Genomic DNA, 13,287 nt, shown 5'->3' with positions numbered 1-13,287 from the left:
TCCTATTGGGGGGATGCCGCCACGCGGCGGTGTTCGCTGCCGTGCCCCGGCGTCACGAACAGGATCTTTCCAGGACAGGCCACGTGCAGCCGGTGCCACACGCCGCGCGGCACCACGGTGCCCTGGCGGTGGTCCAGCGGCACGTCGGTTTGCCCGCCGTCGTCTTCCATCAGGGTCAGCACCACTCGCCCTTCCAGCACGCACAGCATTTCGTCGCCAGCGGGATGGCGTTCCCAGACATCGCCATGCACGTCGGCATCGCTTGCCACAGCCTTGATGCCGACCAGCCAGCCGTCTTGCGGCGACAGGCGTCGAAGCTTGCCCACCTGGCGCATGCCGCCGCCCTGGCCCAGCGCCATGAAGTGGTCGAGCCAGTCAAAAACGGCCCCCGGCAAAAGGGCTTCTTCGGTATTCATTATGAAAACTCCCGGTAAGTTAAGCGGGCTGGCGCGGCTTGCACGCCAGCCCGAAGCTGGCGGTCAGTACTGCGCGCGCAGCGTCAGCATCGCGTTGCGCGGTTCGCCGTAGCGGTTGTTCCAGGACGTGCCCGACAGGCTTTGGTAGTAGCCACGGTCGAAGACGTTGTTCAGGTTCAACGCCACCGTCACGTGCTTGTCCACGCGGTACGCCGCGCGCAAGTCCACCAGCGTGACGCCGCCCTGGCGCAGGGTCACGGGACCCGACACCGTCGAATACCCGGACTGCATCTGCACACCGCCGCCCACGCTCAGGCGCCGGTCCAGCACGGGCAGTGCATAGTTCGCCCAGACGCGGAAGATGTGCTTGGGCGTGAAGCTCGCGAACGGCTGCCCGTTCGAGATGGGATCTTTCACGTATTTGCTGGTGTTGAAGGTGTAGCCGCCGGCCACCGACCAGTTGGGCGTGATCTGCCCGTTGGCCTCGGCTTCGATGCCGCGGCTGCGCACTTCGCCCCCTTGGACGTAGTAGCAGTTGTTGCCCACGCAAGGCCAGTCGGGATCTTGCATCGCGCGGTCCTTCTGCTGGATCTGGAACACCGCCAGCGACACGTTCAGCGCCCCGTCCGCCAGTTCGCCCTTCACGCCGGCTTCATAGTTGGTGCCGGTGACGGGATCCAGCGGCTTGCCTTCGCGCGTCAACTGGCTTTGCGGCTGGAACACTTGCGCATAGCTGCCGTAGAGCGACCATTGCGAGTTCAGGTCCACGATCAGGCCGCCGTAGGGCGTGAGTTCGGGATCGATCTGTTGCCGCGCGCCCGGCGCCGTCTGGTTCCACCAGCTCATGCGCCCGCCCAGCACCAGGGTGACCGGATCGGCCAGCGAAAAGCGGCCCATGCCGTAGACGCCCTGCTGCTTCAAGCGCGTTTCGCCCGGCGACGCGTACGGGCCGACGCCCGGTTCCGGCACGCCATGCGGGTCCCAGTCGAACACATTCACCGGCACGTTCAACGCCGGTGTGAATTGGCCGGTGTATTGCTCGGACGTGGTGCGTTGCGCATTGCCGCCCAACAGCAGTTCATGACGGCGGCCGAACAATTGGATTGGGCCGCTGACATAGGCATCCACGCTGGCCTGCGTGTTGTCGAACTTGTAGGCGCCGCCCGTCAGGCGGGAACCCAGCCCAGTCTGACGGTCGATGGCGCCATACGCGCCGGCGTACTTCAGGTTGCTGTCGGCGGTCAGGTAGTTGGCGCTGACCTTGGCGGTCCATCCATCGCCAAAGCGGTGTTCCAGGTTGGCGAACACCCGGGTCGTGTCCCAGTTGAAGCGGTCCCAGGCGGCATCCAGATACGTGGACCGCGACAAACCGATATCGCCGCCGTCCTTGTAGCGCGGCACGCCCGCCATGTTGGTCGTGGAGCGGATGCGCTGGGTCTGCACACCGGCCGACAGCACGGTCTGCGGCCCCAGGTCCACCTCACCGATGGCATAGAGCAACGCCGATTGCTGGTCGGCCACATCGTAGAAATAGCCGCGATCCTCGACCGCGCTGACGATGCGCCCGCGTACGCTGCCGCTGTCGTTCAAGGGGCCGCCCAGATCCGCTTCGGCCCGATAGCGGTCCCAGCTTCCGGCGCTGACCGAACCATTGAACGAGAACTCGCGCTGCGGCCGCTTGCGCACCAGGTTTACCGTGGCGGCCGGATTGCCCGCGCCATGCATCAGGCCATTCGCGCCGCGCAGGATCTCGACGCGTTCGTACACCGCCATGTCTTGCGGCGACGCGGCCATATTGCCCATCAGCACCGGCACCCCGTCCTGTTCGAACGAATCCACCTTGAAGCCGCGGGCGTAGTACGCCGTGGTCAGCAACTGATAAGGCTGCACCGTGATGCCGGTGGCATGCTGCATCACGTCGTCCAGACTTTGCAGGTTCTGCTCGCGCATCTGCTCCTGTCCGATCACCGTGACGGACTGCGGGATTTCGCGCACGGTCAGCGGCAGCTTGGCCACCGTGGGCGCCTCCTGCGCCACGCCTTCGCCGCTTACCGTCACCGCCGGCAGCGATGGCGCATCCTCCGTCACCGCCGGCAGCGATGGCGCATCCTCCGCCATCGCCGGCCCTGCGGCCACCGCCAGCCAGAGCGGCCAATGCCCAACGCGCGCCATGCCCTGCCGCGGTCTGGCCGCCCGTGTTTTCACCTGTTTACGCACCGCCGTTCCTCTTCATTCATTATTGAGAATTATTCTCAAATAATTCTAGAGACGAGCCGATCTGCCCGCTGGCGATTGCGGAAGTTTCACTGGCGATTGCGGAAGTATCCCTGCGGAAGAGCTGCCAGACCCGGTATCAGTTGCGGACCACGAGGCTGCTGGGCAGCACGCCGTAGCGGCGCTGGAAGGCCTTGGTGAAGTGCGAATCGGTGTAGCCGCATGCGTAGGCCGCCTCGGATACGGTCAACGCGCCGGCGGCCAGCAAGGCGTGCGCTTGCTCCATGCGGCGTTCGCGCACAAAGGCGTAGACACTCTGGCCGAACAGCTTGCGGAACCCTGTCGTCAGCTTGTTCACATTGACGCCCGCCCGCCGCGCCAATTCGGGCAGCGAGGGCGGGTCCTGCAGATCCGCCAGCAGCAGATCGCGGGCGTGATGCAGCCGTTCGACGTCGCCGCGCGACAGACCGCTTTCCGGGGTATGTGCCCGCACGGGCAGCAAGGCGTTGAACGCCAACGCGGCCAGTTCCAGCGCCTTGGCAGAAAGGTATATGCGCTTGAGCGCCCCCTGCATCGGGCAGGCCAGCATCTGGTGGCCCAGCGCCAGCAGCGCATGGTTCACGCGCAGGTTGGCATCGGCGTAAGGCAGGCCGCCGCGCGGAGCCCGCAGCAGCGCGCCCAATTCTGCGGGTTCCATGGCAAAGGCGCCGCGCAATTGGTCCAGGCCGGTGCGCAGGGACACAAACTGCAGCGCCCTGCCGGCGCCGAACTCGTGCTCCATGCCCATCGCGTCCTGGCACAGGCTCATGTGCAACGATGGTCCGCTGACCTGCGTGGCCGGCGCCCCGCGCACGCTGTAGCGCAGGTCGCCGTCCAGCACCAGCACGAGTTTCAGCCCGGGGTCCAGGTGTTCATGCACCCGCTCGGCCTGCCCGAAGCACAGTGTGCCGCCCGCCAACGACATCGCGGGCGTGGCGGCGGAGACAGTCCAGTCAAGATCGGGGCGGGTCGCGGGCACGGTCAGGAAGGCGGCCGCGGATCGCGGGCGGGCAGAGTTGATGAGATTGAATATTATTACCGTTTGACTAGAACGGAAAGCCGGCCCTGCCTGCCGCCCGGCGCAGCCCTTACTGCTGGCGGCGCTGCTCCAGCTCTTTCAGGCACTGCGCCACGCCGGCCTGCATCTGCGCGTTCGACACCGCGGCGCGGTCCGAGACCTCGCGGCAGCGCACGTACTGGGCCTGGCTTTCCGCGGTATCCCGGATGACGGCAGGCGCCGCGCCCGGCGCTGGCGTGACCGTCATGCGCAAGGTGGAAGGCGGCGACTGGCTGCCGTCCTTGGAAGGCAAGCTGGGATATTGGTACTCCTGCGTGGCCGGCGGGGCGTTCTGCGCCTGCGCGGCGCCCGCCGCGCACAAGGCGGCAAACAGGAAAGCGGAAAGGGTGTGTTTCTTCATGGCGACCTCTCTTCGTATAAGCAATCGCCCTGGGGCGCAGACGCGATGGCCCGCCCCGGGCGAGCCGCCTTATCGTAGCGCCCCCCGCCAGCGGGTATCGTGCCAAGACGCTACAGCGGCGGCCGGAGTTGTTTCCCGCCGTTTCGGGCGCTACGGCTTGGGTGCCGCGGGCCGCGACTTGCGCAACGGCGCCAGCAAGGACGACAGGCCGTTGTGGTCCAGTTCGTGCATCAAGGCCAGCAGCCGGCCCAGCTCACCCGGCGGAAACCCCTTGCGCGCGAACCAGGCCAGATACGGGCCGGGCAGGTCGGCGATCAGCCGCCCTTTGTACTTGCCGAAAGGCATGTCCCGCGTGACGAGCAGGTTGAGGAGTTCAGGATCCATCAGTCTTGAGGCGTCGCTTCAGCGGGGCGCGGAGGCGGAAAAAACGATTTCGGCGGCCGGCACGGCTGCGATCTTCACGCCGAAGCTCGCGATCGCGGACAGCGTGGCGTTGTGATGCGCGCGGATCTGCGCACCGGGCGCGTGCGCCTTGTCTTGCGTGGTGTGGGCATCGGCGGCCAGCGTGACCGGCAGCCCAAGGCCTGCCGCGCGGCGCACGGTGGTGTCCACGCAGAATTCCGTGGCGTAGCCGCACACGACCAGCTCGGTCACCCCCGCAGCGGCCAAGGTCTGGCCCAAAGTCGTGCCCTGGAACGAATCGGGTGTCGTCTTGCGCACCCGGGCGTCCGCGGGCGACGGCACGAGGCGCGTGTCGAGTTCCCAGCCGGGTTGCCCATGCGCCATCGCCGTACCGGGGCTTTCGTGCTGCACATAGATCACCGGCACACCGGCGTCGCGCGCACGGCCAGTCAGGTCATTGATGCGGGCCAACACGTCGGCGGCGTCCGCAGGCGGCGGCGACGATTCAAACAAGGCGCGCTGCACGTCAATTACGATCAAAGCGGTTGTCATGGCTATCCACGTTCAGAGAGTGCGGGGAAGTCTACCCCACCCGGCCCGTCAAAATTCCAGCCGGCCACGTAACTCGCCGAACGGCACCATCACATGCTGGCGATACGCCGGCCGCGCTTGAAGCCGGTCGTACCAGGCGCGCACGTGCGCCAACGGCGGATGCGGGATATCCAGTTCGTAGTAGCGATAGAGCGACGTCGCGGCGGGGACGTCCGCCAGGCCCAATGCCGCGCCGCTCAGATAGGGCCGATCCGCCAACGCTTCGTCCAGCTTGCGCAGGCAGGCATGCGTGGCGTCCAGGCTGCGGGCAACGGCGGCCGTATCGCGCTGGGCCTCGGGCGTACGGTAATAGCCCCAGAACACGCCGACCAGGAAAGCAGGCTGCAGTGCGGTCTGCGCCCAATCCATCCAGGCGTCCGCACGTGCGCGGGCCGCCGGCTGTACGGGCCAGAATGCGGGACCGCCGTGGCGTGCCGCCAGATAGCGCAGGATCGCGTGCGACTCCCAGACGGTCACGTCATCGTCACGCAGCACGGGCACCTTGCCGTGCGGATTCATGACCAGGAACGCCGGCGTGTCCAGCTGGCCGAACTGGCCGCCCGCGGGCACATGTTCATAGTCCAGGCCCAGTTCGTCGGCCAGCCACAACACCTTCTGCACGTTGAAGGAACTGCGCCGGCCCCAGATCGTGGTCTTGCCGCAAGCCGCGCTCATTGTGCGAACACGATGCGGGGTTCGCAACGCACCGGAAAATTCACGGAATTCGCGATAAAGCAGAAGTGATGCGCGCGGTCGTGCAATTCGGCGGCCAGCGCCGCGTCGTCGCCCGCGCGGATCGTGACCTCCGGGCGCAAGGTGACGCGGGTGAACGCGCCGCCGCGCGCCGGATCCTCGGCCATGATGCCCTGCGCCTCGTCCCGGTAGGCCTCCACCGTAATGCCTTCGACCGCGCAAAAATGCAGATACCAGAGCTTGTGGCAGGCGGACAGCGAGGCCACCAGCATGTCTTCCGGGTTCCAGCGCGCCGGGTCGCCGCGAAACGCCGGGTCGGACGAACCGGGCACATCGGGCTTGCCTTCGGCCTGGATCACGTGGTTGCGCGAGTAGGCCGCGTAGCTGGAGGTGCCCGTGCCGGTATTGCCGGTCCAGTTCACCGTGACGGTGTAGTGATGTTCGCCTTTCGCTTTCGTCATGATGGCTCGGGATTCAGTGCCGTTGCGGCGGGGGAAGAGGTCAAGCGTAGCGCAGATTTCCGCCGCGCTTTACATCCCGTTTCAGCATGCCACCCTTACTGTCCGTATCGTGGACCCGTATTCCCAACAGGAGCTCGCCATGATGAAAACCACCCTGACCTGCACCCTGAGCCTTGCCCTGCTTGCCGGCTGCGCCCCGTTCAAGTCCCATGACGCCCGCGATACCCCGGCCGACGGACACACTGCACGCAATGCGCTGGACTGGCCCGGCAGCTACGACGGCACCCTGCCCTGCGCCGACTGCCCCGGCATCAAGACCCGGTTGACCTTGATGAAGGGCGACCGCTACGAGCGCCAGACCCAATACCTGGACCGCGAACCGCAGCCCGAGATCGTCTCCGGCACGTTCAGTTGGGAGTCGGACGGCAGCACAATCCGGCTGGACGCATCTGGCGACAGCCAGCGCTACTTCGTCGGCGAAAACCAGGTGACCATGCTGTATCGCGACGGCACGCGCCCGACCGGCCCGCTCGCCCCTCACTACGTGCTGCGGCGCGCGCAATAAGGCATCGCGCAAGCCCCGGGCTTCCGGCTATTCTTCTGGAATCGCCTGCGCCCGGCGGCGCGACCCCCACCCCAAGGAAGCCATGAAGACCGACCACGAGCTGCTCTCCGCCTTCGCCCCGACCGGGACGTTGCGCGCGTCCATCAACCTGGGCAACCCCATCCTGGCCAACACCGATCCCGCCACGGGCCAGCCCGGCGGCGTGTCGGTGGACCTGGCCACGGAACTGGCGCGGCGCCTGGACGTGAAGCTGGAGCTGGTGGTGTTCAAGTCCGCCGGAGAATCCGTGAACGCCGTGGCCGCCGAACAGGCGGACGTGGGCTTTTTCGCCATTGACCCGCTGCGCGGCGAGCAGATCGCTTTCACGGCGCCGTACGTCGTGATCGAAGGTGCCTACCTGGTGCGCCAGGATTCGCCCATCACCGCGATGGATCAGGTCGACAGCAAGGGCCTGCGCGTGGTGGTCGGCAAAGGCAGCGCCTACGATCTGTACCTGACGCGCGAACTGAAACAGGCCGAGATTTTCCGCGCACCCACGTCTCCCGCCGTCGTGGACACGTTCATGAAAGAGAACATGGAAGTGGCGGCAGGCGTCAAACAGCAGCTGGAAGGCGACGCGCAACGCCTGGGCGGGCTACGCCTGCTGGACGGCCACTTCATGCTGATCCGCCAGGCGATGGGCGTGCCCAAGAGCCGCGGCGACAAGGCCAGTGCCTATCTGGCCGCCTTTGTCGAAGCCATGAAGAAGTCCGGCTTCGTCGCCGAGGCGCTGGCGCGGCACAAGATCCAGGGCGCCGCGGTCGCGCCGCTGGAGGCTTGAAGCGCTTCACCCATCCCCCGATCTTCAACAAAAAAGGGCCGGACAATCCGGCCCTTTGCTTGCGGTACGCCCGCCTGCCTAGTGGCTGATCATCCAGGGCCTTGCGCCCGCGAAGGACTTCGCACCGTCAGGCGTGGTGCGCGTCTTGCCGGAGGCGCGTCCGCCGGAACAACAACCGCAGTTCATCCCGTGGCCGGCTCGGGAACTGCGCGGCTCATTCGCGCTGCGCTCATTGGTGGCGCGCGCACGATTCACGGCGGACGACAGCGCCGAAATCGCCGGCGCCTCGCCGATGATGCGGCCGGACATCGCGCCGCATTGCGGGCAACCCGCCGGATCGCGCCATTGCGCCAGCGGCCGCAAGGCCGTGAATTCGCCGCAATCCGCGCAGGCGTAGTCATACATGGGCATCGTTGGCTCTCCTAGCGGTCGCGTGACAGCGGCATGTCCACCCCGCCCTTGATGTGCTTGATGGGCCCGGCCGCCGAAGGCTGGATATCGAAGTCGAAGATCTCGGTCGGCAGCCACAGCGTCGCGCACGAGTTGGGAATATCGACCACCCCGCTGATATGCCCCTGCACCGGCGCGCAGCCCAGCAGCGAATAGGCCTGGGCGCCCGAATAGCCGAATTTCTTCAGGTATTCGATGGCGTTCAGGCACGCCTGCCGGTACGCCACGTTCACGTCCAGGTAATGCTGCTTGCCGGTTTCGTCCACCGAGATACCTTCGAAGATCAGGTAGTCCTTGTAGGCGGGCGTAATCGGGCTGGGCTTGAAGATGGGGTTCTTGATGGCGTACTTCTCCATGCCGCCCTTGATCAGAGTCACACGCATGTGCACCCAGCCCGCCATTTCGATGGCACCGCAGAAGGTGATCTCGCCATCGCCTTGCGAGAAATGCAGGTCACCCACAGACAGCCCGCCGCCCTTCACGTAGACCGGGAAGAAAACGCGTGCGCCGCGTGACAAGTCCTTGATGTCGCAGTTGCCGCCGTGTTCGCGCGGCGGCACCGTGCGTGCGCCTTCGCCCGCCGCCTTGTCGCGTTCGGCGCCTTGCAACGCGCCCATATGCGCCGTCTTGGGCGCCGGCGGATTCGCCAGCGGCGGCACACGGTTGGGATTGGTATCGATCAGCGCCTGCTCGCGCCGGTTCCAGGTGTCCAGCAGCTTCTTGTCGGGCAGGCAGCCGATCAGTCCCGGATGGATCAGGCCGGCGAAATTCACGCCCGGAATATGGCGCGACGATGTGAACATGCCGTGGAAATCCCAGATGGATTTCTGCGCATGCGGAAAATGTTCGGTCAGGAAACCGCCGCCATTGTTGCGGCTGAAGAACCCGTTGAACCCCCAGAGGCTGTCGGGCTTGGCGCCGATGTCCAGCAGATCGACAACCAGCAGGTCGCCGGGTTCGGCGCCTTCCACACCCACCGGGCCCGACAGGAAATGCACCGTGGACAAGTCCACGTCGCGCACGTCGTCGGCGCTGTCGTCGTTCTTGATTGCGCCACCGGTCCAGTCGTAGGTTTCCAGCACGAAATCGTCACCGGGCTTGACCCACACCGCCATCGGGATGTCGGGATGCCATCGGTTATGGATCTGCTTGTTCTCGTACGGGGACTGTTCCAGATCGACTTTGATGAGCGTGTTCGCCATTCTCTTTCATCTCCAACGTGACGTGTTGATAAAACAGAACTTTCAATCAATGAGCGTCCAATGGAAGGGATTCAAAAAAATCCGCAAGCGTCATTGATATGACGAGCACGGTAGGACAGTTTCAGGCAACGGTAAAGTGTGTTTTTACACAGCAGTCGTACGTCCTACCCCATCTATCCGCGCCGCAGCCTCATATCCAACCATGCCCATCAAGCGCAGACGGGCGAGTTTGGTGGCAAGGATGCCCAGAACAGCGCGCGATACTCTCCTTCATGGAGTTCAGGACAAGGACAGGTATCTAGCACGAAAATTTGTCAGTTTCATGAATAATCCCGGACCCAATGACACGATTAACTGAATCGCAAGTCGACGCGCTTGGCCTCAGCGACGCTGAACTTCACGCTGCGGCCAAGCGGCTCTGCCAACTTCGCCAACTCTCAGAAAGCCCGGAAAACCTGAATCTCTCTCTTGATGAGATAGTTCGGTTCCGCGAGGTGGAGATCGCTATCAACTCCACTACTGATGTCTACTAGGCGAGGCCAGCCCACGCTTTGATCTCTGCACCGGTAAGAGGTTTTGGCGAATACGGCAATACAGCCCCTTTGCCAACAGCGTCTTCAAGAGCAGGCAGAAATTCAGCAGGTTTCGTGATGTCCAGGGAATCAAAATCTGTAAAGCTGTAATTCCACCATTCGGATTGCAAGAGCCTCTCCACCAGCTTGTCGTCAAATCGAGGCTTGATCGGTTTAGCAGGATTACCGCCTACTATCATGTATGGCGGCACATCCTTGACGACAATAGATCCTGCTGCGATAACAGCCCCGCTACCAATGCGAATGCCTGGCTTCAGGGTGACGTTTGCGCCTATCCAGACGTCATGCCCGATGGATATCCGATGCTCAGAACTCGGCCTCTTGCTGACCGGATACTTCTTCCGCCGCTCTGCCGCGTGCCTAGCAAAAATCACGAAGTTCGGGTCGTAGGTAAACGACGAGGTAGACATCCACTCATGAGGATGGCGCGTTCCAAGAACTCCCATGTTCGCAGCGAGTGAACAATAGCGGCCAACCGATACGGACACCGGCAGATTTGACCAAGAATAAGAGAAGGCCCCTATGGAATAGAGGTTAGATCCGGTCAAAAAAGCTGTATTCGGTTCCAGCAGTATGGTTTCTTCAAAAGTCAACAGATCCTTGGGCTGATGACGCCTCGAACCGTCAATTTTGAAGTGCACACCAGCACTCTCGAATAGTTCGACCACCTTGGAATATTCAACCCGGTAAACCATTGCACCCCCCGATTTCGACTGAGCGGGATTGTACGATTACTGAAAAGAATTGGTGCTTGCCTGAGCGGCACCCTATTGCCGAATCGATGGCGCGGCCTAAGAGTGCGCGGCCCTCAAGCGAGAGCAGGTCCCTCCCAGTTTCCATGCAGTGGCAACGCCCGCGCCGCAACATGCCGGACGCGTTTTCGCAGCAGTTATGATGCGGAGCATCTTCAGCGCAATACCAAGGTCTTACCGTATGGCAGCATTGCACCGCCGGCCCCTGGCCGCCCTCCTGATCATCGCCGCCTTCGCGGGCGCATCCGCGCAAGCCGCAGACGACTGCGTGGCCCGGATCGACGCCGGGCTGGCCAGCATCAAGCGCGCGCAAGACATCCAGCGCACGCGCGAGGCGTCCAACGATCTGCAGTTGAATCGCGACCTGTGCCAAGGCCGCCTGGATTTGCTGGATGCGCGCTTTGCGCTCAGCGATGACTTCGAGGCCTGCCGCCGCCAGGGCGCGGCCTTTTCGGATCAGGTGGTCAAGACGCTGACCCGGGCGTCCGACGACCTGACCGATCTGAAGGCCGCCTGGATCCGGACCTGCGGCCCGCAGATGAAAGACTGATCAGGCCGCGACGGCCAGCTCTGCGCTTTTCGGGAAGAAGATGGCACGGCTGGGATCGAAGCCATACAGGTTTTCGAAATCCGCGGCGTCCGCGGCCAGCGCCAGCACCGATTCCAGGATGAAGTCCGCCTTGGCATCGGACAGCAGCGCACTGAAATTCAATCGGATGAACCCGGGTTTTTCGATTTCGCGGCCATCAAGAATGGCCTGGCGCATCTGTTGCGACTGGGCCTCGTCGATGTCCAGCAGGCGATGCACATAGGGCCCGGCGCACGCGCAGCCGCCGCGGGCCTGGATGCCGAACCGGTCGCTCAGCATGCGGGTCACCAGTTGCTGATGCACGAAGCCGCCCTTGCCGTTACGCACACGGAAGGAAAAGATCGGCAGGCGGTTCGCCGTCAGCGACCCCAGCAGTTCCAGGTGTTCTGCTCCGCGCCAGGCGGCAAGCGCCCGCTGCACGAAGTGGGCGTTGCGTTGCCGCATGAATTCAGCGCCCAAGGCTTCCTTGACCAGCAGGACCAGCGCGGCGCGGATGTCGCCGACCACGTTGGGGGTGCCCGCTTCTTCACGCGATTCCAGGCTGCCGCTGTAATCGTGGCCGGCAGGGGACACGAATTTGACGGTGCCGCCGCCCGGCCACGTGGGCGTGCTCTCGGCCACGGCGTCGTGCCGCACGATCAGCACGCCGGATGCGCCCGGGCCGCCGATGAACTTGTGCGGCGAGAACACGATGGCATCGATTTGCGCATCGGCCGCCGGCGACATCTGGATGGAGAGGTACGGCGCGCCGCCCGCGTAGTCCCACAGCATTTTTGCGCCCGACCGCTTCACCAGCCGCGTGATGGCGGGTACGTCGGCCACAATGCCGGTCACGTTCGAGGCGGCCGACAAGGCGCAGACGACGAGCGTGCCGTCGGGCGCTTCCAAAGCGGTAGCCAATTCGGCGAGGCTCGGTCCGCCTTCGGGGCTTTCAGGCAATTCGATGATGTCGGCGCCGCATTCGCGCCAGGGCAGGATGTTCGAGTGGTGTTCGTACGGGCCGATGATCACGCGGACCTTGCGGCCGGCCGCGATGGCCGCGTGCACGCCGAACAGGTGCACCAGCCGGTTGATGCCTGCCGTTGCGCCAGAGCCAGCAAAAATCACCGCATGCGCGTCGCTCGCGCCGCAACACCGGCCGACCACAGCACGCGCTTCGCGGCGCAGTCGCGTAATGAATCCGCCGCAAAAGGAAGCTTCGGTGTGCGAGTTGGCGTAGTACGGCAGCACTTGTTCAAGGACGAAGCGCTCGACCTGCATGAGGGCGCGGCCCGACGCGACATAGTCGGCGTAGACCAGCGGTTTGACGCCGAACGGGCCTTCGATAACGGCATCCTTGCCGATGAGCCCTTCGGCGAGCGCCGCCGCGGCATCCCCGGCTTTCAGGCTGTCTTGGAACTGCTGCAGGAGGCTGGGCTTGGCGGGGCGGGTCGCGACGGGCGTATTCATGATGATGCGGGTTCCGGTAAGTACCGAAATATCATACGATGGAACGGCATGAAGAAACATCACCGATATTTTGCGAAAAACACGCCAAAATAGATCATATGATCGAACAAATGGAAAAAATAGATAAGTTTGATCTTAGTATCATCAGCTGCCTGCAAAAAGACGGCGCGCTGTCCCAGCGCGAGCTGGCGGATCGGGTGGGTTTATCGCAGAACGCCTGCTGGCGCAGGCTGCAGCGCTTGAATGCCTGCGGCATCATCCGCGGCACGCGGGCCGAGGTCAGCCTGGTGGCGCTGGGCCTGGACTTGACGGTGTTTGTGATGATCCGCACCAGCCACCACGCCAAGGCCTGGGCCGACGGCTTTCGCCAGCACGTTGAACGCCTGCCAGAGGTCACCGAGTTCTACCGCATCGGCGGGGACTGGGATTACCTGATCAAGGTGGTCTGCCGCGGCATGGCGGGCTATGACCGGTTCTACCAGAAGCTGATCACGGATTTCGAGTTATCGACGGTAACCGGGTTCTTTGCCATGGAGGCCATCATCGAGAACCGGCCGCCCGACCTCAGGATGCTGGAGGGCTGATGCCCTCCCCCCAATCGTGGCCGGCCTGCGTCGGATCGCAAGCCGGGCC

At 64.2% G+C, this 13,287-nt stretch carries 15 protein-coding genes and 1 pseudogene; 4 read left to right on the top strand and 12 right to left on the bottom strand.

Going from position 1 to position 13,287, the window contains the following annotated elements; genetic code table 11:
* Nucleotides 1-2: 2 nt before the first annotated feature.
* From AC3WMU_RS01800 to AC3WMU_RS01765, 8 genes are all read right to left on the bottom strand, one after another.
* Nucleotides 3-416, bottom strand: a complete 414-nt coding sequence (locus AC3WMU_RS01800; protein ID WP_492281701.1) for a cupin domain-containing protein — start codon at nt 414-416, stop codon at nt 3-5.
* Nucleotides 417-479: 63 nt separating this feature from the next.
* On the bottom strand, nt 480-2,588 hold the full coding sequence (locus AC3WMU_RS01795; RefSeq protein ID WP_492281700.1) for a TonB-dependent siderophore receptor: 2,109 nt from the start codon (nt 2,586-2,588) through the stop codon (nt 480-482).
* Between the two features lie 181 nt (nt 2,589-2,769).
* Complete coding sequence (locus AC3WMU_RS01790; protein ID WP_492281699.1) at nt 2,770-3,648, bottom strand: helix-turn-helix transcriptional regulator; 879 nt, start codon at nt 3,646-3,648, stop codon at nt 2,770-2,772.
* Between the two features lie 109 nt (nt 3,649-3,757).
* A complete protein-coding gene (locus AC3WMU_RS01785) occupies nt 3,758-4,087 on the bottom strand; it encodes a hypothetical protein (protein WP_006225370.1) in 330 nt (109 codons plus the stop codon).
* A 150-nt stretch (nt 4,088-4,237) separates the two neighbouring features.
* Entirely contained in the window at nt 4,238-4,471 is a 234-nt protein-coding gene (locus AC3WMU_RS01780) for a DUF3820 family protein (RefSeq protein WP_006225369.1), read from the bottom strand.
* Between the two features lie 18 nt (nt 4,472-4,489).
* A complete protein-coding gene (locus tag AC3WMU_RS01775; protein ID WP_315135635.1) occupies nt 4,490-5,041 on the bottom strand; it encodes a cysteine hydrolase family protein in 552 nt (183 codons plus the stop codon).
* A 48-nt stretch (nt 5,042-5,089) separates the two neighbouring features.
* A complete protein-coding gene (locus tag AC3WMU_RS01770) occupies nt 5,090-5,755 on the bottom strand; it encodes a glutathione S-transferase family protein (RefSeq protein ID WP_492281698.1) in 666 nt (221 codons plus the stop codon).
* Nucleotides 5,752-6,234 carry an OsmC family protein gene (locus AC3WMU_RS01765; RefSeq protein WP_280029538.1) on the bottom strand — a complete coding sequence of 161 codons (483 nt, stop codon included), beginning with the start codon at nt 6,232-6,234 and terminating at the stop codon, nt 5,752-5,754. Before AC3WMU_RS01765 ends, AC3WMU_RS01770 begins: the two co-directional genes overlap by 4 nt.
* A gap of 139 nt (nt 6,235-6,373) precedes the next feature.
* Here AC3WMU_RS01765 and AC3WMU_RS01760 point away from each other — a divergent pair, with 139 nt between their 5' ends.
* Together AC3WMU_RS01760 and AC3WMU_RS01755 are read left to right on the top strand one after the other, a co-directional pair.
* Nucleotides 6,374-6,799 (top strand): copper resistance protein NlpE, encoded by a 426-nt coding sequence (locus AC3WMU_RS01760; RefSeq protein ID WP_006225365.1) that lies wholly within the window; start codon nt 6,374-6,376, stop codon nt 6,797-6,799.
* Nucleotides 6,800-6,881: 82 nt separating this feature from the next.
* Nucleotides 6,882-7,619, top strand: coding sequence for an ABC transporter substrate-binding protein (locus AC3WMU_RS01755; protein WP_454677360.1), 738 nt, complete (start codon nt 6,882-6,884; stop codon nt 7,617-7,619).
* Nucleotides 7,620-7,697: 78 nt separating this feature from the next.
* Here the strand turns inward: AC3WMU_RS01755 and AC3WMU_RS01750 are convergent, their stop codons facing one another.
* The 3 genes and pseudogenes from AC3WMU_RS01750 to AC3WMU_RS01740 form a co-directional block, all read right to left on the bottom strand.
* Complete coding sequence (locus AC3WMU_RS01750; protein WP_492281697.1) at nt 7,698-8,030, bottom strand: FmdB family zinc ribbon protein; 333 nt, start codon at nt 8,028-8,030, stop codon at nt 7,698-7,700.
* A gap of 11 nt (nt 8,031-8,041) precedes the next feature.
* A complete protein-coding gene (gene fmdA / locus AC3WMU_RS01745; protein WP_424624935.1) occupies nt 8,042-9,271 on the bottom strand; it encodes a formamidase in 1,230 nt (409 codons plus the stop codon).
* A 676-nt stretch (nt 9,272-9,947) separates the two neighbouring features.
* Nucleotides 9,948-10,157, bottom strand: a pseudogene (locus AC3WMU_RS01740) (CatB-related O-acetyltransferase); the annotation flags it as partial.
* Nucleotides 10,158-10,797: 640 nt separating this feature from the next.
* Here AC3WMU_RS01740 and AC3WMU_RS01735 point away from each other — a divergent pair.
* The gene (locus tag AC3WMU_RS01735; RefSeq protein ID WP_088589935.1) at nt 10,798-11,166 is read left to right on the top strand and encodes a hypothetical protein; all 369 of its coding nucleotides are present in this window, start codon (nt 10,798-10,800) and stop codon (nt 11,164-11,166) included.
* Here the strand turns inward: AC3WMU_RS01735 and AC3WMU_RS01730 are convergent, their stop codons facing one another.
* Entirely contained in the window at nt 11,167-12,654 is a 1,488-nt protein-coding gene (locus AC3WMU_RS01730; RefSeq protein WP_492281696.1) for an aminotransferase class V-fold PLP-dependent enzyme, read from the bottom strand.
* Nucleotides 12,655-12,752: 98 nt separating this feature from the next.
* On the opposite strand from AC3WMU_RS01730, the gene AC3WMU_RS01725 reads away from it, so the two are divergent.
* The gene (locus AC3WMU_RS01725) at nt 12,753-13,238 is read left to right on the top strand and encodes an Lrp/AsnC family transcriptional regulator (RefSeq protein WP_492282345.1); all 486 of its coding nucleotides are present in this window, start codon (nt 12,753-12,755) and stop codon (nt 13,236-13,238) included.
* Nucleotides 13,239-13,287: the final 49 nt, after the last annotated feature.

The sequence above is a fragment of the Achromobacter sp. FW305-C-13 genome, assembly GCF_058783475.1.
The sequence above is the reverse complement of the archived record's forward strand: the minus strand, read 5'-3'. Positions and strand labels throughout refer to the sequence as shown.